The sequence below is a fragment of the Candidatus Lernaella stagnicola genome, assembly GCA_030765525.1.
Lineage (GTDB): Bacteria > Lernaellota > Lernaellaia > Lernaellales > Lernaellaceae > Lernaella > Lernaella stagnicola.
In genome coordinates, this window is record JAVCCK010000038.1 from 207,255 (window position 1) to 225,816 (window position 18,562).

Here is an 18,562-nt window from a genome sequence, read left to right on the forward strand (position 1 = left end):
CACCCCCCTTGAGCATCTCGATGAATCAATGTGCCTGATGGCGTCGCTTGACGCAAGTTACGGCGCACTTCTATCCTGCTGCCATGTCTCCGAAAAACAAATACCGGCTCACGTGGCTGGATAAGGTAGTGCTGACCGTCGCGCCGCCGGTCGTGGCTTTCCTCCTGCGCTTATGGAATGCCAGTTGCCACGTTGTGCATCGCGAACACGAAGAGCGCGAACTCGCGGCGTTGAAACAGTACGGCGGTTGCATCTACCCCACGTGGCATCAGCGCATGTGGTGGTTCTTTCAAGACTTCGGCGCGCGACACGTCACGATGATGGTCAGCCGCAGCAAAGCGGGCGAGTACGCCAACGCCTTGGGCCTCAAGCTCGGCTTCTATTCCGTGCGCGGCAGCGGCACCCGCGACGGTAGCGCCGCCATGCGCGAATTGATCGACCTGCTCAATCGCCGCGAAGGCCACAAAGCCGGCATGATGGCCGACGGATCCAAAGGCCCCGCGCGGGAACTCAAAATGGGCACCATCAAAATCGCCCGCGAGACCGGCCTGCCGATCATCCCCATGATGTGCGGCGCCAAGCGACGCATCGTGTTCAAATCGTGGGATCGCTATTTCCTTCCCGTGCCCTTTACCAAAATCGTTGTGCTGCACGGGGAGCCCGTTTTCGTGCCGCCGGACGCCGACGAGCAACAAATGGAAGACCTGCGGCGACACGTGACCGCCGTCATGAACGAAATGGCCGACCGCTGCGATGCCTGGTGGGGCGGCGACCCGGTCGGCAAGCCGGGCTTCGACCTGCCCCCCGCCAAAGGGGGCGACCATGAACCAAAAAACTGAGGCCGTTTTATACCGCTTGATCATCGACGTACCGGCGGAGTTTTCCGACTGGGTGGCCGCCGAACTGTTTGAAGTCGGCCTGCGCGGTCTGGAAGAGCAGGACACCGCCACGGGCAAGCGGTTGATTGTCTACGGCGATGAACGCCGACAAATCGATGTCTACGCCGCGCAAACCGAACGCATCGTAAACGAGATGGCAGAATTCGAACCGGCGATCCGCACGACAACCATCACCATCGACGAACAACAAAACGCCGATTGGGCCACCGCTTGGATGAAGCATTTCAAGCAGACGCCGCTCACGCCCACCCTGGTCGTGCAGCCTTCGTGGGAAGATCTGCCCGCCCCGCCCGGTAAACGGCGCCTGATTATCGAACCCAAGATGGCCTTCGGCTTCGGCACCCACGCCACCACCCAACTGGCCGCCCGCAGCGTCGAGCGATACGTGCGCGAGCACCCCGGCATCGACATGCTGGATGTAGGTACCGGCACCGGGCTGCTTTCGTTAGTGGCCGTCACTGTCGGCGCCCACTCGACGCTGGGCATCGACATCGACCAGGTTGCCATCGACTGCGCCCGCGATAACGCCGTGCTCAACAAGCTGGAAGACCGCTGTTCGTTCGCCCGCGAGGGCATCGAAAAAATCGTTGGGCCGTATGCGTTCGTGGTGGCCAACATCACCACCCCCACGATTGTGGAGATGCTCGACGAACTCGAACGCCTCACCGCGCCCGGCGGGCGATTGGCCCTAACCGGCATTTTGGCCGCCGGCAAATCCGACGCGCTGCTACCCTTTTTGGATCGCGGCTTCGACCTAGTCGGGGAGGAAGAACAAGACGAATGGACGCTGCTGGAACTCACGCGCCGCTAAGCCGGCACTACGCCCCGTACGCGGTCGCCGGGCCGATGGAGCTTACCGGTGAGGCCGCCCACCACCTCGCGCACGTCTTGCGTGCCCGGCCGGGGCAACGCGTTGTGTTGTTCGACGGCCAGGGTCGTGAAGCGCCCGCCGTGATCCGCGAAGTGCAGCGTGATCGAGTGTGGTTGGAATGCGAAGACCTCGTCGTCGTCGACCGCGAATCGCCGCTGGCCGTGACGATGGCCCTGGCGCTTTCCAAAGGCGAGAAGCCGGAGTGGATTTGCCAGAAGGTCGTCGAACTGGGCGCGGCGGCGATCGTCGTTTTTGCCGCCGAGCACAGCGTGGTTCGTTGGTCGCCCGCGCAGGTGGAACGCAAGCTGGAACGACTCGCCATCACGGCGCAGGGAGCGTGCGCGCAGTGCGGTCGCAACGTGGTGCCGCCGATCGAATATCTCGACAGTCTGGCCGCTGTGCTGGACCGCGCCGGGCCCGACGCCACCCGCTTAGCGCTGGATCCCACGGCGTCTTCGACGCTAAACGCGACACTAACCGGTCACATTCGGCGACCGATTTGGCTCATTATTGGACCGGAAGGTGGCCTGTCGACGACTGAACAAGTGCAAATATGTGACGCCGGTTGGCAAATCGTGCGCTTTGGAACCCGAATCCTGCGCACGGAGACCGCCGCCGTCGCCGCGTTGGCCGTCGTTCAGGGGGCGTGTGGCGACCTGGCGTGATCGCCGTTCGTTTGCGGCCTCGCCGGGTTTGTGATACTTCCGTCCGTGACCGAAACACGGGGGAGAGGAAGCCTTGGATCTGACGGCATTATTGAAGCACGAACACGGTCTTTGGGCGGTTGCGCCTTATTTGCGTGATTGGCTCTTGAGTTTTGCCGCCAGCGTTTCGGAATCCGCCCGGCAAGACTTCGATCCATTGGGCCGTGCGCTGGACGTCCTGCTGGCCGACGACTCCCAGGAAGCGGAAAAAGCCCTTGAATTACAACATGTTGTGGATCAAGTTTGGTATCAAGCGCAGTTGCACGATCCCGAGTGTTGCAAAAATGACACATTCCGCGAGTGGCTTGTCCAACGCGGCGATATGCGCACTCGCGTGCATTATGTCATTGCCGTTATCGACCACATTCAAAGTGCCTTTGTATCGTCAGTAACGACGGAAATTCAAGAACTTAGATCGCTTCGGAAAGCGCTGCTCGCCAATTGGCGCATGCTTTGCGACCTGCGGCAACTCAGCGATTCGGGCAGCCCCGAGGGATCCGCAACCGTGGCGGCGGTGGAAGACAATTTACTCATGATGTTCGAGCGTGCGACGGCGTTGATTCGGATGTACGAACAAACTTAGTTAATTCCAGTTATTTTCCTGATTTCAATTGCTATATGCCGGTTGACGCCCGCTGGAAGGCGGCGGTAGCTTAGGCTCACAAAAAGCAGATGAAGCGCGCTTGCGCGCAGGAGGCCGAAATATGTCGGACGATACATACACCCTGGAAGCGGAGATCATCGAAGCGTTACCTAACGCGATGTTCCGCGTGAAGCTGAACGATCCTGATAAAGAGGCTATCGTTCATACGGCCGGCAAATTGCGTCGCCCGCGGCTGCGTATTTACTTAGGGGATCGCGTCGAAGTGGCTTTCTCGCCCTACGACAACGAATTAGAGAACGGACGCATCGTCAAACGGCTCGACTAAGCATGCCACACCAAGGGGATTGATAGCTGGATTGACGCGACGACGATGCCGCGAGATTTATTGTGCACTTTCAAGCCTATTTGGATGAATGCAAATTCCAAATGCAGCCCCGCAACCGTAGCGGTGCGTCGCCATTTTGCAGAAAATATCTTGCTTGCGTGGAATTCAGTGGCTTCAGAGTCCCTATCGAACCAGGGGACGTGAACGAGTCGTGGCCGATCGTGATTTGCCGACAAAGGGAAAAAACAGCGGGGGGCATCCGTGCGCGAATTTTCTGAATTTAAAGTCATCAATCATCTAGGCCGGGTGCGGGCTGTGTTGCGCGGCGAATTTCCACCGCCCATCACCCTGGAAATCGATCCGACCAACGCGTGCAATCATTCCTGCGTGTGGTGCATCGACCGTCAGCACCGGGAAAAGAACGGCGCTGCCTCGCTGCCCCTTGAGGTCGCCAAACGAGCGGTGGCCGAAGCTCGCGAAATGGGCGCGCTGAGTCTGGTGATCAAAGGCGGCGGCGAACCCCTGGTGTATCCGCACATCGCGGAGTTGATGCGTTTTGCCAAGGGCATCGGCTTTGAGTTGGGCGTGATTACCAACGGCGAACGCATCGTCGACCATGCCGATGTGCTGCGCAAAACCTGCTCGTGGCTGCGGATTTCCTTGGACGCGGGCAGCGCCGAAACCCATCGGCAGGCCCACCGCCCGACCAACCCCGACGCCTACGAACGCGTCTGGAAGGGCATCGATTTACTCGCGGGCGATGTGTATTGCGGCGTGATTTACATCATTCACCCGCTGACTTTTCACGAAATGGCCGTAGCGGCGCGGCGCGCCAAGGAGAGCGGCTGCCAGTACATCGGCTTCAAGCGCGTCGTGGCCGATGAGGAAATTTTCGACGCCGAAATGTACATGAGTATCGACACGAACTACCTGTTCGCCAAGCGCCATTACGAAGACGCAGACTTTCACGTCATGGGCTTTCGTATCTACAATTACTCACAGGGACCACGTGGCCGCGAATACAACCTGTGCCTGGGCCATCACCTCGTGGGTATTCTCTGTGCCGACGGCGGCGTGTATGCCTGCTGTTCGACCCGCGGCATGAAACCCTTCTGTTTCGGCAACGTTTACGAGCAATCCTTCGCGGAGATTTGGCACGGCGAACGCCGGCGGGAAATCCTCAAACGCATCAACGATAAAAAATGCCGGCGCATTTGCGTCGGGCACACTTCATACATGCGTTACGATCACTACAACAACCTGTTCGAGTACTTGGCCGATGAGGAAAAACCGCACGGGAATTTCCTCTAAGCCCGCCTTTCCCACGCGATGCGCGAAATTTCTTTGTAGAATATCGCCTAACATGCAATAATTGATATCCAATTACGTTCTGAAAGGCATCGAACGTGTCTCACCCGGTAGGTGAAAGACCAGCGGTCGGCTTTGACGGCGGTCATCTCCACAATTCATTTCGCCCGGCGGAAGACAAGGCTTTTCGATCTTTTTTCTATGGCGAATATGCCGGGGGCATCAACGCCGTGGATCTCGCAAACCTACGTAACAAGCTCGTGGAAACCGGTACTACCGATTTCGTCGAGGTTGTTAAGGGAGCAGCGAAATGAACACATGGAAATTCGCGATGCGCCTCCTCATCCTCATCCTGGCATTGGGTTTGCTGGTCGGCGCCTCCGGGTGCGGTAGCTGCGACGATGACGACAACGGCGGCGGTGGCGGCGGTGGCGGCGACGACGACACGGCGGACGACGACACGGCGGACGACGACACGGTAGACGACGACACGGTAGACGACGACACGGTAGACGACGACACGGCAGACGACGACGATGACACACCCCTGCCCGAAGGCGTCGATGTCGAACCCGAAGACGGGGCTGCGGATGTACCTTTGATCGGGGCGCTGAGTATCACTTCCGACCTACCGCTGGACCCGGCGACGCTGGCGTTCAGCTTCACGGACGGGGTTAACATCGTTCCCGGAACCGAAAAGTTCAGCCTGGATGAAAGATCGTTTTACTACTTTCCCGACCGCCTGCTCGACCCGGCCGCGTCGTATGTTATGAACTTTACGCTTGACGACGCTTCGTATCAGACGGATTTCACCACTCTCAGCGACCCGGGTGTCGCGTCGCTCACCGGAAACGCCGACGCCGCGCCGGGAGAAGCCTTCGGTTGGAAAATCATCGTCGACGAGGTGCTCGTTCCCTCGGCCTTCACCGAGGCCATCCGGGTGATGCTCGGGACGCTCGACTTCCTCGTCGCGCCCATTTTTCTCGACGTGGAAACACAGATTGCGACGCTTTCCGCCGGCGGCGGCGAGGCGACGGATTTCGACGGGGACACCTTCCTGGAAATCAATCATGGGGCGACCGGCTACCAATGGGACGGAGAACTTAACGGGCAATATTTCTCCTTTGCCGGCTCGTTTGACGTGGAGATTCGCGACACTCTGATCACAGTCGATCATTTTACCGTCACGGGCCTTCTCGGCGAAAACGAGGATGAGGAACTGGAGATCGTCGACGGGTACGTCTCGGTGGGCTCGACCGATTGCGCCGGTTTGATTGAGGCCTTCCCCTACCTGCAGTGGTTGATCGATCAGATCTGCTTCGAGGACTACGGCCTATTCGCGTACGTCAACATTCACGGGGAATACAATCCGCTGCCGGACATCGCCTTCGATCCTCCGTTGGCGGCGAGCGATTCGATCGAGGTCTCATTCGATCCGGCTTTGTTTTCCATGTGGTCGGGGGTCGACAGCCTGAACACGCGTTTCGAGGTGTACCAGGAAGGAAGTTTGGTTCTTACTTCTTACGGTACGCCGGACGCGGTCGAATTCCCCGATTGCTGCACGCAGGTGGACGTCGATTGGTACTCCTTCACCACGGCGCGGTTCAACATCCCGGCCGGGTCGGAACTCGCGGCGGGCGATTACACACTGAAATTTCAGATCGGTGGGTACGGATTCGAGAGTGACTTTACGATCTGATCGACTCCGCGCCGCAGCCCTGTTTCGGTTTTCCTCGATCATCGAATCGTTCGGGGGAATTCGGGCTGATTTCTGGTATACATACGATCCATGAATTCACTTTTTGTCACCCTCGGTGTGTGGGATACGACTCGGGTGTGGGAACTGCTCCGCCCGTATTGGGAAACCGGCCTCGCGAAAAATACCGCCGGCGTGGGCTTGGTATGCGCGTGGGGCCTGATCGCCCTGCTGGTCGCCGTGTGGGTGAAACGCCGCTTCGACCCGCCGCGATGGGCCGTACTCGCGGGGCTGCGCATCGTTCACGCCGGGTGGGTCATTATCGCCTTCCGCTGGATCGCCTACGGCAACACGGCGTGGTTCGCGTCTTGGGTCGTGGTGATTTTTTTCCTTCTGCTCAACGTGGCGGCCCGCAAAATGAAGTTCGCGCGGTCGCTGCTTGACGAGCATGAACCCGAACCGCCGTTGGGCAACATGTGGGCGGTGTTCGCCCTCGTGTGGCTGTGGTGGAAACCGGGCCTGCAATTTGTCGCGATGAGCGGCGTGTTCGCCGTCGCCTGGGGCGAAAGCGCGGCGATTGTCGGCGGACGCCTGTTCGGCAAGCATCGTTTTCGCTTTCGCGGCGCCCGCGGCCTGACCTTCGAAGCCGCTGCGATAATGGCCGCGGTAACCTTCCTGGCCTTGCTGGTGACTGTCCACGAATGCGCGCGCATTCCCACCTGGCATGTGCCGCGTTTCTGGCTCTGGGCGTGGGCGTTTTTCGGCGCCGCGCTGACGACCGGCGTGGCGACGGTCGCCTATCTCTACACGCCGCGCCCGTGGCAGCGCTGGACCATCCCGCTGGGCACGGCGGTGACTATGTACTACTACGCCGTCACCGGCTTTCACATGTGATAGACGCGCTCGAGGGTTTGGGCGATCACGTCGCTGCGCGTGGTTAAGGGCAGTACGGCGGCGTTCGACTTCTCTTCGATTTCCGCCACACCGGCCGGCGTGACGACCTCTTCGTCCACCAACACCAACTTGGCGCGGCTTTGTTCCGCGACATGAAACGCGGTGGCTTTTGCCAAGCGCCCGTCCGGCGCGTCGGGAGCCAATCCCTCCAGCGGGTAGCCGCGCTCGCGCAGCCAATCAGCCGCCGGCGTATCGCCGACCAACGTGACGCTGAACGCGGCGTGGTGCTCCTCGGCCATCTCAGTCGCCAATCGATACAACCGCTCACCGGCCGGGCCCGCAAAGGCTTCGGGACCGAGAATCATGTGGATCCGACGGGTAGCCGCCGAGACGTCCTTCTGCCGCACGTGTCGGTTGAGTTCCAACACCTCGGGGTGCTCGCGCAGCCAGCCCACCGCCTCGCGCAGATCGATCGGCCGCCCGGGTTGATAAAGGGCGTCGTAGATACGGGACATGAATTCGTAATCGGCGGGGACGTCGATGCTCATGCGAAATTCGCCCTGCAACTCGGGCAGTATTTGCATTTGCAGCGCACGGAATTGTTCGCGGTGCTGTCGAATATGAATCGTGACGTGCTCGCGGTCGGTGGCATCGTCGCTGAGTTCCGCCACGCGCCGTAGGGCGTCGACGGTCACCACTTCGAAGCCCTCGCAGGCGTGCGGCGCGTGCTCGTCGTAAATCACGTGATCGGCCCGCTCGGCGATCAGCGTGTCGATCATCCGGTCGATGTACTCCCAGTCGATCAGCGGCGAGTCGCTGCAGATGCGCACGATGATATCCAAACCCGCCACGTCGGCCGCGTGCAAAAAGCGATCGAGTACGTCGTGCTCGCTGCCGGTCACGGCCTCGACACCTAACTGCCGGGCCAGATCCAAAAGCTCGGCGTCGGCCGGGTCGGTCGTTGTGGCCAGCACGATTTTGTCCACCCGGCGGCACTGACGCAGACGTTCGATCACGTGCGCGAGCATCGGTTTGCCGGCCAACGGTCGCAGCACCTTGCCCGGCAAGCGGGTCGATCCCACCCGCGCTTGAATGATGGCGCCGACAACGGGCCGATAATCTTTTTCCACGCGATCCTCCCTGCGAGCTTGAGTTCCACCCGGCAATTGTCGAAAACCTTAGGGAAGCTTATTACTATTGTAGAAAGCACGTCGGCTTGCGGCAATAAGGAACTCCCATGAGTGATACGTCATTTGATCAGTCGCTATTTGAAAAAAATATTAGCCTGTTAGCCAAACGCGACGAGAGCCTCGCACGGCGCATCCGCGAGACGCCGCCGGGGCCGGAAATCGTCGTGGAAGCGGCCAAAGACGGTGACCTCACGATGGTGCTCGACGGTCGACCGCTGCTGTCTCGCTACGCTCCGCTGCGCGATGTCGAACGCCTGGTGCGGGACGAGGGGGAAAACGACAGCACCAAACGCGTTTTGGTCGTGCTCGGCTTCGAGCTCGGTTATGTGGCCGAGGAGTTGCTGCGCCGGACGCACGGCGTGGTGTACCTGGCTGAACCGCGCCGCGAAGTATGGCGCGCGGCGTTCGGCGCACGAGACCTGACAAAGCTTCTTTCCAACGACCGCCTTTTTCTATATGACGAAATCGATCGTCTTTTCTTTCGCATAAACTTCGGCGTGCGGTTGGAAATGAACGTGGCCGTGTTCGTTCTGCCGGCGGTCTCGCAGCAATATGGTGAACACGTCCGGCTTTTCGAAAAACGAATCGAGGCCCTGGTGCGGGATTCGCAGGTGCTCTCATTCACCGCGTTGCACCGCCAGGTGGAGTGGTTCGACAACCTCTTCGATAATTTTCCGCGCTACGCCGGGTTGCCTTCCGTGGTTGCGCTGCGCAACAAGTTGAAGGGACTGCCGGCGGTTATTGTTTCGGCGGGCCCGAGCCTCGATAAAAACGTCCACCTGCTCGAACGTTGGAAAGGACGCGGGGTCATCATCGCGGTCGGCACTTCGCTGCAAAAATGCCAAATGACCGGCGTGGCGCCGGACCTGTGCGTCGCCCTGGAAGCCAACGACATCTCCGGGCAGTTTACCGACACACCCCTCCTGGCCAACGCCTACCTGGCCCTGATGGTCAAATGCCACCCCAAACTGTGGGATCTGCAATCCAAAGGAACTTTCTATTTCGCCAATCACGCCTCCGACAGCATTTGGATGTTGAATCTGCTGGGCAACCGCAACGCGGTGTTGTCCTTCAGCGGGTCGGTATCCACCGCCGCCTTCTCGCTGGCCGCGTTCATGGGCTGTAACCCGCTCGTGTTGATCGGCCAGGATTTAGCCTTCGCGGCCGGCGGGGAAAGCCACGCGGAGGGTATCGGAAAGGGCGGCGATTTCAGCGTGAAGAAAGAGCTTCTCGACCACGCGGCCGAAATGCAGGACGACCTCGTGCTTGTCGATGGCTACGAAGGCGGGAGCGTCGTGACGCGTACGAACCTGCGCAACTACCTCATCTGGTTCGAACAGCACATCCCGCAGATCGCCGCTTTGGGCGTGCGGGTGATTAACGCGACCGAGGGCGGCGCGAAAATTCGTGGGGCCGAACAACTGCCTTTCGCCGAGGTGACCGACCGTTTGCTGGGCGACGAAGTGTCGATTCAGTCCTCCATCGACGAGGCGTTCCAGCCCGATCCCCTGCCGAAACCCTTGATATTGCAGGAGTTAGCAAGCACGAAAAAAGGTTTGCAGGAAATCGTACGGCGGGCCGAAAAAGGGCGCGGACGGGCGATCAAAGCGCAGAAACTCATGGATCGCCCCGACGTGCCGGTCGATCATGTCAACCAACTGATCGCAAAAATAGACCACGACGAAAAGACCTTACTGAAGCTGGCTTCGGAACTTTCGGATCTGCTGACCGCCGTGGGCGGCCGTGAGATTCTCGTCGCGACCACGGCGTTTGACTACGAAGGACTTTCCCGTCAGGACGCGGTGCGCCTGAACCTCAAACAAACCGCCACGATGTACAACGGTCTGGCAAGAGCCGGGCGGCACGTGCTGAACAAGATCAAGAGCCTCGAGGCGGCGCTGGCCGACATGCCGGACGACTGACTACAAATCCAGTTCGACTACCGTGACGCCGTCGCTGCCCTCGCCGCGACGCCCAGGCCGGAAGCTGCGCGCGTACGGACAACTGCGCAAATAGTCACGCACCAGCCGCTTGAGTACGCCGGTGCCGTGGCCGTGGATGATCGTCACTTCGCCCAGGCGCATGCGAAGGGCTTGGTCGAGGAAGCGTTCGGTTTCGATCACGGCGTCGTCGCCGGTTTGGCCGCGTAGATCCAACCGCGTGAAGTTCCCATCGTTTTCGTGCGTGACCACGGCAACCCGGGGCCGCAACGGAGCCGGCGCGGGCTTGGCGTCGCGACGCAGGAAGCACCCCTCGGCGGGCACCGTCACCTTCTTCTCGCGCATGAGCAGGCGCACGTTGCCGCGATTGTCGGGGCGCTCGAGCAACATGCCGCTTTCGTCCAGCGCCCGCACGAAGATTTCCGCGCCGTCGGGTACGGCATCCCAGTCATCGATGGGCAGCAGGCCTTCGGGCAGGGGCTCACTTTCCACGGCCGGCAGCACGGCCTCGGCTTGTTCCGCCACCCGGCGCAACTGCGTGCGCGCTTTTTCAGCCGCTTCAAACGACGGCGCCGCCTGCAGTTCGGCAATGACGGCTTTGATCTCTTTCTTGGCCAAATCGAGTTCCTGTTTGAGGCTTTCGCGCTCGGCTTCGGCGATGCACCGCTTCTTCTCTCGCAGTTCGGCCAATATTTCCTGCTGGCGCTCTCGCTCGGCCTCTGCCTCGGCCAACGCCGTTTCCGCCTTACGCGAGGCCGACACCCATTTTTGCCGCTCTTCTTCCAAGCGACCGATCACCGCCTCGAGCTGGGTATCGGTGCCGCCGGCGAAATCGCGCGCCGCTTCGACCAGCTCGGCCGACAAGCCCAGACGCGCGGCGATAGCAAAGGCGCTCGACCGCCCCGGCGTACCGGGCAGCAATTGGAAGGTGGGGGTCATCGATTCTTCGTCGAAGGCCATGGCCGCGTTGCTCCATCCATCTCGGATTTGCGCAAAGGCCATCAGGTCGGAAAAATGCGTGGTCACAAAGGTGCGCGCCCGCCCGGCGTGCAATTTTTCGAGAATGGCCTTGGCCAACGCCACGCCCTGGGCGGGATCGGTGCCCTCGCCGATTTCGTCGATCAGCACGAGGCTGTTGGGCACCAGTTCGTCGACGATGTACTTGAGGTTCAGCAAGTGGCTGGAAAAGCTCGACAGGTTGGCTTCGATCGACTGCTCGTCGCCGATGACCGCAAAGACGCGGCGGAACACCGGCATGCGCCCGTCGGGGCCGCAAGGTAGATGCAGCCCGGCGCGGAGCATCAGCGCGCACAGGCCGATGCTTTTGAGCAGCACGGTTTTGCCGCCGGTGTTGGGTCCGGAAAGCACCAGCGTGCGCACGTCCTCGGCGACCACGTCGTTGGGGATCACGTTGTCCATCTGCAGCGCCAGCAGGGGGTGGCGCATCGCGGGCAGGAAAATCGTCCCGGACTTGGTCGCTTCCACCGGGTGCGCCTTGAGGTCGTCGGCGAGGCGGGCCTTGGCGAAGATCACGTCCAGGGCTGTCATGACGTCAATCGCCTCTTCGAGTTCGTCGATCACTTCGGCGACTTTGTAGGTCAGTTCGAGCAGGATGCGATGGATCTCGCGGTCGATTTCCAACTCGGCGGTACGCAGGCGGTTGTTCAGATGCGTGATCTGCCGCGGCTCGATGTACACCGATTGCCCGGTTTGGCTGATGTCGTGCACGATGCCGTCCAGCGTGCCTTTGCGTTCGACTTTCACCGGCACGACAAAGCGCCCGTTGCGCAGCGTAAATATCCGTTCTTGCAGGATATCTTCGTAATCCGGGCCGGCGATCATGCGCTCCAACGTGGCGTGAATCTGGTCGTGAACGACGCGGTAGCGGTCACGCAGTTGGCGCAGTTCCGGGCTGGCGTTGTCGGCCACGCGCCCGTCGCGTTCGATGCGGGCGAAAATTTCCTTTTCCAACAGTGATTCGGCAGGCAGAAGGTTGGCCCGCTGGGCCAGGCGCGGCAAGCGTTCGCTTTCTTCCTCGAGCAGCGCCCGCGTTTTGCGGCTAAGACGCAGCAACGCAGCTACCGCCAGCAGGTCCGTCCCCTCCAGAGCGCTGCCGACCCGGGCCCGCTTACCGATGGGGCCGATGTCGCGCACGTCGGCAAACGACAACTCCACACTGCGGAGCAGCAGTTCGCGCGCCTCGGAGACGTCGCTCATCATCGCGCGGGCCGCATCCACGTCAGCGGCGAGTTCCACTTCGAGGCAGGCCGCACCGCCCAACTCGGATGTCGCCCGCTTCGCCAGTAGCGTCAACAGGCGATCCCATTCCACCAGCGCCGCGGCTTTGCCGATCGCGTAAGGGCTCATGTGTTCATCCTCATCTCCGGTTCCCTCAAGCTAGGGCGGGGACCAAGCGGCCGACTTTAATGCTCGCCGCATGCGGCAGCAATCCGCCGCCGACGCCCTCGAACCAGCCGTGAATTTGGTACGCTTGGGGCTGGAAGGTCAACAGGCAAATTGCCACCGGGGCTCCGGCCGGAATGTCGCGCAGCGGCGCCACGGTCCCGGTGCCGCAGACAAGCGCCCCAGAGCCGGCCGGTACCATCGAGAAGCAGGGCAGTGCGAGCGGTTTTCCGTCCTCGTCGAGGTAGGCGACGGATTTGACGGCCTTGAGCATCGAAAATCGCTGCGCCACTTCTTGCGGCAGTTCGTGCGGGTAGTCGTCGCCGCGGGCGATGCCGAACATGCGTACGACGGCGTATTCAATCGTGAGCCGCAGCGAGGAAATCCGGCCCGCGGCGGTCACCGCAACCGGTCGCAAGCGGCCCCAGCGGCCAATGGGATCGCCGGGCGCGCCGTCTTCGAAGGCGACGAATTCGGTTTGCAGATTCCACCAGTTCATCCGCTGGTCGATGACCAGCAGGGCGCTGCGCGGATCGTGGCCGAGATCGTGTAGGACACGGTCGGGCAGCACGGCGGCCAAGCGCAGTTCGTCGCCGTCTCGCCGGGCCGATAGCGCGGGCACGAGTGAGGGCTGGTCGTCGGCTCCGCGCGTGGCCAGAAAACGCGCCGCACCGTCGCCGGTCAGGGCCTGTTGCAGCAACGGCGATGGGGTGAAGGTTTCGGTCATCGTGGGCTCGGGCTCCCTCATTGTCGCATCGCGTAGCCGTCGGATTCGTTGATGATGCGGCTGTGGCCGACCGGTAGCGTCTGGCTGCAATCGCCGTCGGTGTCGGTGATCACGAAGCCGAAGACGAAGGGGTGCAGGTGGCCGCCTTCCAGACAGGCCGAGTAGATCGTCGGGCGGCGGTACTCGCAATCGTCGACGGCGGAGTACCCGGAAATATCGGCGTACACGGAGAAGCATCCTTCGCTGCCGGCGATGAAGGCGTTGTTGTCGCTGGAGCTGTCGGCCCCGCCTTGGTAGGCGATGCCGATCCGCCCGGCGGCCGTCTGCTCGCTGAATTCAAAAAGGTAGGCCACGATCACCAGGCTCAGATCGAGGTCGTCGTAGACAATCTGCAGCGAGTCGGCCCCGAAACCGCCATCGACCGTGGGCGGCTCGTCGCCGAAATACAGCGGCAGGCCCGCACTGCGGAAAGCCTCGAGCTGTTCGGGCGTAAACAGGTCGTTGACGCCGTCGGGCACTTCGTCGATGTTGCCGTCCCCGTCACCGTCGACCGGGTCGTTGGGGTTGCCGCCGCCCAGCGAGGCCACTTGGGGCTGCTCGGCGTCGCCGCAGCCGATCATGACCGGCAGTAGAACCATACTGATTAGACCTATGATCGTGAGGCGCATTGTGTCATTCTCCCGTCCTTGCGCCGCTATGGTAGCGAATCGACGCGGCGCGGGCTAGACGGCGGGCGATTGTTTTCCAGAGCGGGTCGCATTAGCGGTCGATTGACACTGGCAAGTCCCTTTTGTACCTTCGGTCAATCTTTTCCGGGTCGGAATTGAGAGGACTGTATGAGAAAAGGTGTCGCGTTCGTAATCATCCTTGTGTTGCTGGCCGGAGCCGTGCTGGCCGGCTATTGGAATGCGCCGCAGGGCGATTTCATCTGGGACGACATCAACCTCATCGTCTTCGACTATCAAATCAAAAGCTGGAACTTCATGTCGCGGATCTTCACCCGCGACTTCTTTGGTTTTTCCGACGATAACCGCAAGTATGGTTACTATCGACCACTGGTGACGATTACCTACGCGCTGGACTGGAAGCTGTGGCGGAACAATCCGGCCGGCTATCACTGGACCAACCTACTACTCCATTTCGTCGCTACGGTGCTGGTTTTCTTAGTGTTTTTCCGATTGGCGGGCCGCACCTTCGTGGTACCCCTGCTGGCGGGCTTGGCGTTTGCGGTACACCCGATACACACCGAGTCGGTCACGTGGATTTCCGGACGCACGGACGTAGTGTGCGCGCTATTCTATTTTGCGGGCTTGCTCTGTTTTATGATTCACGCCGAGCGGATCGCCGCCCGGCGGAAGCTCAACCCGCCACCGGGCACGACGGCGGGCGCCGCGGAGCGCGACCCGTGGCTGATGCTCGCGCTTTCCATTTTGTTGTTCATGGCGGCGGTTCTGTCGAAAGAAATGGCTTTGTCGTTACCGATCGTTACGACGGTGTTTCTGCTCATCTTTGTGACGGGACTCAAAGACCTCAAACGCTTGGTGTGGTTTATTCCGGCGCTGGCCGCGCAGGCAATGGCCGTGGGCGGCTACTTCCTATACCGCTACATCAAGGTCGGTTACAGCCAACAAGCTAAAGATCCCTTTGACACGATCACGACCATTCTCAGTTTCATCAAGACCATCGGCTACTATTCGGCGAAGATTTTCGTACCGGTACACCTGTCGGCCTATATCCAGAATCCGCTGGTCGAATCCGTGCTGGAAGGGCCGTTCCTGGCGGGCTTTGTTTTCGTCGCGGCCCTCGTAGCGCTCACCGTCTTTACGTGGCGGCGCGATAAAATCATCTCGTTTTCGATTCTCTTTTATCTTGCTTCGCTGCTGCCGCTCTCTAATTTCATTCGCATTAGCGGCCCCAAAGACATGGGATTCATGACCGCCGAGCGCTTTCTTTACATCCCCAGCGCACCCTTCCTACTGCTGATCGCCGTCGTCGCCGGGCGCCTTTTGCAGCGCCTGAGCGGTTGGCTGGCCGACCGGCAATGGGGGGGCGTGGGGCTGCGGCATCGTCTCGTCGCGGCGCTTTTGGTGGTGATGATGCTCGCCTCGCTCACGGCGCTGACCGTGCGGCGCAACATGGATTGGTACGACAACGAGACGCTCTTTACGAAGATGATCGAGGACGCGCCCAACGCCACGTTGCTCTACGTCGTGTTGGGCAACATCTACCGGATGGCGAAAAAGTACGACAGGGCCGAAGCGGTACTCAACAAGGCGCTGGAATACATTGCGCCGCGAGATCGCGAAGAGCCGACCTGGATCTACAACGACCTGGCCGGCATCTACGCCGAGCAGCATCGTTTCGACGAAGCGCTGCAGTTGATGAAATTCGCCAGCCGCACCCGCATGCACAATAGCGCTGTGCTCTACAACTACGGCGAAATCTACCGCGCCATGGGCGACTGCCGCACAGCCATCGAATACTACCAGCGCAGCCTGGTGATTCATCGCGACAACCGGCCCGCCTTCATTAAGATGGGCCTGTGTTTCCAACAGCAACAGCGATGGGAGCTGTCCAACAAATCGTACCTGGCGGCCCTCGAACTGACACCGAACAGCGCGAACCTTCTTAACCAGGTCGGCTACAATTACCTGCGCATGCGCAATCTACCCAAAGCCGAATACTACCTGGCCGACGCGCTTCAGCAAAAAAGCAACCATCGCCGCGCGGTCGTCAACTACGCGTTGCTGCGTTTCGAACAAGAGAAAACCGCCGAAGCCGTCGATGTGTTGCAGCAACACTTGGAGAAAAAACCCCGCGACGCCGACGCCCACGCGATGCTCGGCACGATCCTCTCGCGCATGGGTCGGCTGCGCGAGGCGGGCCCGCACATCAAAGAAGCGCTCGCGATCAATCCCAAACACGTTCAAGCCCGCTTGACCCTCGCCACACTTAACCTGGAAAAATTCCCGGACAAAACACGCGGCATTCTCCATGCGATTTTGCAGGACGTGCCCGGCCACGTGGAATCGACCTATGCCATCGGTCGTAGCTACGAGCTGGAAGGCAAGCGGGAAGAAGCGATCCACTGGTTCAAGAAGACCCTGGAACTCAATCCCGGTCATCCCGAGGCGCAAATGCGTTTACGCGAACTGGCTGCCCTGCCGGCGACTGGTTCGGAAGACAAAACGGGTGACGTGACGGCCGATGAAGAGTGAGCCCCTCTCAAGATAACCAATCTCAAAAAAGCCCTTATCGGCCAGAACCGCTCAATTTTGCTTGATAAAATTTCCTGTTGCAATTCCGAGATTAATTGGCTTTAATACGTTTAAGCGGTATCCGACTTATGCCAAATGCGCGTAGGTCGTATGTGAATAGTTTCGCAGGCTGAAAGAAGTATTTGAAAAGGGAGGTGATGTTTCTAGCCTCGATTCGAAAATTCGACGCACCGTTTTATGCAATTTATTTCTGAGGAAGTTTAGAAAGAATAAGCGGTGCGGAGGAAAGGAGGGATAACGTGTCCAAGAAATTCCTTTTTATGGCTCTGACCATGGCGCTTGTTTTTGCTCTGTCAGGTTTTGCCTTTGCGCAAGACGACGACACGGCAGGCGATGACGACACTACAGAGGGCGATCCGTTTTCATTGACCGGTACGGCCAACGGGGAATATCCCGTAGTGCTGGCTTCGGAAACTGAATACGAATTCGCTTTTGAAGTGTTCAACGAAGGCGGCGGCGAAGTCGCGATTAAAAACGTGGCAATCACGCTGCCGACCACCAGCTATGCTATCGGCGCCTACGAAGAGACGTTCGACGGTGTGCACGACGGCTACTTCTGGCAAGCAGCCTTCGATGAAGACACCGCGACGATTTCGTGGGAAGCTTTCGGTGCGACTTCCTCGGTTGAAATGGGCGATATCCAAGAAGGCGACATGCTCACCTTCTCGTTCTTCGCTACGACCGATACGGAGCCCAACGACGGCTTTAGCTGGGTGTTGACCGGTGATGACGCCGGCGCCACAGTTGTCAACGGCATTTGGTTCTTCGGCGAAGTCGCCGACGACGACGACACCGGTCCTGAACCGGGCGACGACGACACAGATGACGGCGACGACGATGACGACGACGATTCCGGTGGCTGCGGCTGCTAGTTACTGCTAGCTAACAAGCCAAAAATTAAAAACCCCGCGGGCGAAAGTCCGCGGGGTTTTTTCGCTTGGCCGCACCCCGACACTCGTGATAAGCTAGCGCTTACTGCAACATGGATTTCGCGTTTTTGGTGGTTTTAATAGTTAGTTAACGTCAATGGAGGGACGGACCATGGACAACCGGTTTTTCCTCGCCGTGTTTGTTCTGTTTTTCGCGGCTTCGCTCGTCGTAGTACTTCCCGCATTTGCCAACCCCTTGCCGGCGGACGTTTTCAACGTCGTGGGCGGCAGCGCCAACGGCCAGTTTCCGGTGGCTTTGCAGCCCGGCACGGAATACGAGTTCGCCTTCGATGTGTTCAACGAAAGCGGCGATTCGGTGTCGATCATCGACGTGATGATCACATTGCCCACGACCTCCTATGAGGTCGGCGCGTACAACGACATCACCAGCGGCTTGCACAACAATTTCTACTGGGAAGCTTGGTACGACGCGGACACGGCAACGATGTCGTGGCACTCGTTCAACGCGGTTTCCTCGGCCGAAATGGGTGACTTGCAGGAAGGCGACGTGTTCACGTTCTCCTTCTACGCCGTCACCGATGAAGCCGGAACCGACGGATTCTCCTGGCTGCTGCTGGGAGACGACAACGGCGCTACGCAAACGGCCGGCGTCTTTGTCTTCGGCGGGGTCATCGACGACGACGACGACGACGACACTTTCGGCGACGACGACTCGGACCCCGACACCATGCCGCCGCTGCCAACCGATGACGACGACGACACGTCCGGCGATGACGAGGGTGACGATGACGATTCCGACGGCGGCTGCGGCTGCTGACACGGCACTTTTGCGT

At 60.1% G+C, this 18,562-nt stretch carries 16 protein-coding genes; 12 read left to right on the forward strand and 4 right to left on the reverse strand.

The genetic code is table 11. The features are described 5' to 3' along the window. Positions 1-47: 47 nt before the first annotated feature. The 8 genes from P9L99_17925 to P9L99_17960 all read left to right on the forward strand — a co-directional run bounded on the left by P9L99_17925 (position 48) and on the right by P9L99_17960 (position 7,301). Positions 48-839, forward strand: coding sequence for a lysophospholipid acyltransferase family protein (locus tag P9L99_17925; GenBank protein MDP8225244.1), 792 nt, complete (start codon positions 48-50; stop codon positions 837-839). Continuing rightward, positions 823-1,710, forward strand: coding sequence for a 50S ribosomal protein L11 methyltransferase (locus tag P9L99_17930; protein ID MDP8225245.1), 888 nt, complete (start codon positions 823-825; stop codon positions 1,708-1,710). The genes P9L99_17925 and P9L99_17930 overlap by 17 nt, the downstream gene beginning before the upstream one ends. Next, positions 1,680-2,435: a 16S rRNA (uracil(1498)-N(3))-methyltransferase gene (locus P9L99_17935; GenBank protein MDP8225246.1), complete on the forward strand. Its 756-nt coding sequence runs from the start codon at positions 1,680-1,682 to the stop codon at positions 2,433-2,435. Before P9L99_17930 ends, P9L99_17935 begins: the two co-directional genes overlap by 31 nt. A 73-nt stretch (positions 2,436-2,508) precedes the next feature. Beyond that, positions 2,509-3,057, forward strand: a complete 549-nt coding sequence (locus tag P9L99_17940) for a hypothetical protein (protein ID MDP8225247.1) — start codon at positions 2,509-2,511, stop codon at positions 3,055-3,057. Positions 3,058-3,178: 121 nt separating this feature from the next. Beyond that, a complete protein-coding gene (gene infA / locus P9L99_17945; protein MDP8225248.1) occupies positions 3,179-3,403 on the forward strand; it encodes a translation initiation factor IF-1 in 225 nt (74 codons plus the stop codon). A gap of 261 nt (positions 3,404-3,664) precedes the next feature. Then, positions 3,665-4,714 carry a radical SAM protein gene (locus P9L99_17950; GenBank protein MDP8225249.1) on the forward strand — a complete coding sequence of 350 codons (1,050 nt, stop codon included), beginning with the start codon at positions 3,665-3,667 and terminating at the stop codon, positions 4,712-4,714. Positions 4,715-5,021: 307 nt separating this feature from the next. Then, entirely contained in the window at positions 5,022-6,410 is a 1,389-nt protein-coding gene (locus P9L99_17955; GenBank protein ID MDP8225250.1) for an Ig-like domain-containing protein, read from the forward strand. 90 nt (positions 6,411-6,500) lie between these two features. After that, entirely contained in the window at positions 6,501-7,301 is an 801-nt protein-coding gene (locus P9L99_17960; GenBank protein ID MDP8225251.1) for a hypothetical protein, read from the forward strand. Here P9L99_17960 and P9L99_17965 read toward each other — a convergent pair. Continuing rightward, entirely contained in the window at positions 7,292-8,431 is a 1,140-nt protein-coding gene (locus tag P9L99_17965) for an NTP transferase domain-containing protein (protein ID MDP8225252.1), read from the reverse strand. The genes P9L99_17960 and P9L99_17965 overlap by 10 nt on opposite strands. A 107-nt stretch (positions 8,432-8,538) precedes the next feature. On the opposite strand from P9L99_17965, the gene P9L99_17970 reads away from it, so the two are divergent. After that, entirely contained in the window at positions 8,539-10,413 is a 1,875-nt protein-coding gene (locus tag P9L99_17970) for a DUF115 domain-containing protein (protein ID MDP8225253.1), read from the forward strand. Here the strand turns inward: P9L99_17970 and P9L99_17975 are convergent, their stop codons facing one another. From P9L99_17975 to P9L99_17985, 3 genes are read right to left on the reverse strand one after another with little or no spacing between them, the layout of a single operon-like run. Further along, complete coding sequence (locus P9L99_17975; GenBank protein ID MDP8225254.1) at positions 10,414-12,798, reverse strand: endonuclease MutS2; 2,385 nt, start codon at positions 12,796-12,798, stop codon at positions 10,414-10,416. Between the two features lie 25 nt (positions 12,799-12,823). Continuing rightward, complete coding sequence (locus P9L99_17980) at positions 12,824-13,561, reverse strand: hypothetical protein (protein ID MDP8225255.1); 738 nt, start codon at positions 13,559-13,561, stop codon at positions 12,824-12,826. Positions 13,562-13,578: 17 nt separating this feature from the next. After that, the gene (locus P9L99_17985; protein MDP8225256.1) at positions 13,579-14,229 is read right to left on the reverse strand and encodes a hypothetical protein; all 651 of its coding nucleotides are present in this window, start codon (positions 14,227-14,229) and stop codon (positions 13,579-13,581) included. Positions 14,230-14,397: 168 nt separating this feature from the next. Between P9L99_17985 and P9L99_17990 the strand changes: the two genes are divergently transcribed. From P9L99_17990 to P9L99_18000, 3 genes are all read left to right on the forward strand, one after another. Beyond that, positions 14,398-16,779 (forward strand): tetratricopeptide repeat protein, encoded by a 2,382-nt coding sequence (locus tag P9L99_17990; protein MDP8225257.1) that lies wholly within the window; start codon positions 14,398-14,400, stop codon positions 16,777-16,779. Between the two features lie 299 nt (positions 16,780-17,078). Next, a complete protein-coding gene (locus P9L99_17995) occupies positions 17,079-17,711 on the forward strand; it encodes a hypothetical protein (GenBank protein MDP8225258.1) in 633 nt (210 codons plus the stop codon). Positions 17,712-17,880: 169 nt separating this feature from the next. Then, the gene (locus tag P9L99_18000; protein ID MDP8225259.1) at positions 17,881-18,546 is read left to right on the forward strand and encodes a hypothetical protein; all 666 of its coding nucleotides are present in this window, start codon (positions 17,881-17,883) and stop codon (positions 18,544-18,546) included. The last annotated feature ends 16 nt before the right edge of the window (positions 18,547-18,562 follow it).

Coding starts and splice junctions, on each gene's coding strand:
- P9L99_17960 (MDP8225251.1), top strand. CDS start 6,501: ATGAATTCACTTTTTGTCACCCTCGGTGTGTGGGATACGACTCGGGTG.
- P9L99_17930 (MDP8225245.1), top strand. CDS start 823: ATGAACCAAAAAACTGAGGCCGTTTTATACCGCTTGATCATCGACGTA.
- P9L99_17975 (MDP8225254.1), bottom strand. CDS start 12,798: ATGAGCCCTTACGCGATCGGCAAAGCCGCGGCGCTGGTGGAATGGGAT.
- P9L99_17985 (MDP8225256.1), bottom strand. CDS start 14,229: ATGCGCCTCACGATCATAGGTCTAATCAGTATGGTTCTACTGCCGGTC.
- P9L99_17935 (MDP8225246.1), top strand. CDS start 1,680: ATGGACGCTGCTGGAACTCACGCGCCGCTAAGCCGGCACTACGCCCCG.
- infA (MDP8225248.1), top strand. CDS start 3,179: ATGTCGGACGATACATACACCCTGGAAGCGGAGATCATCGAAGCGTTA.
- P9L99_17980 (MDP8225255.1), bottom strand. CDS start 13,561: ATGACCGAAACCTTCACCCCATCGCCGTTGCTGCAACAGGCCCTGACC.
- P9L99_17990 (MDP8225257.1), top strand. CDS start 14,398: ATGAGAAAAGGTGTCGCGTTCGTAATCATCCTTGTGTTGCTGGCCGGA.
- P9L99_18000 (MDP8225259.1), top strand. CDS start 17,881: ATGGACAACCGGTTTTTCCTCGCCGTGTTTGTTCTGTTTTTCGCGGCT.
- P9L99_17970 (MDP8225253.1), top strand. CDS start 8,539: ATGAGTGATACGTCATTTGATCAGTCGCTATTTGAAAAAAATATTAGC.
- P9L99_17955 (MDP8225250.1), top strand. CDS start 5,022: ATGAACACATGGAAATTCGCGATGCGCCTCCTCATCCTCATCCTGGCA.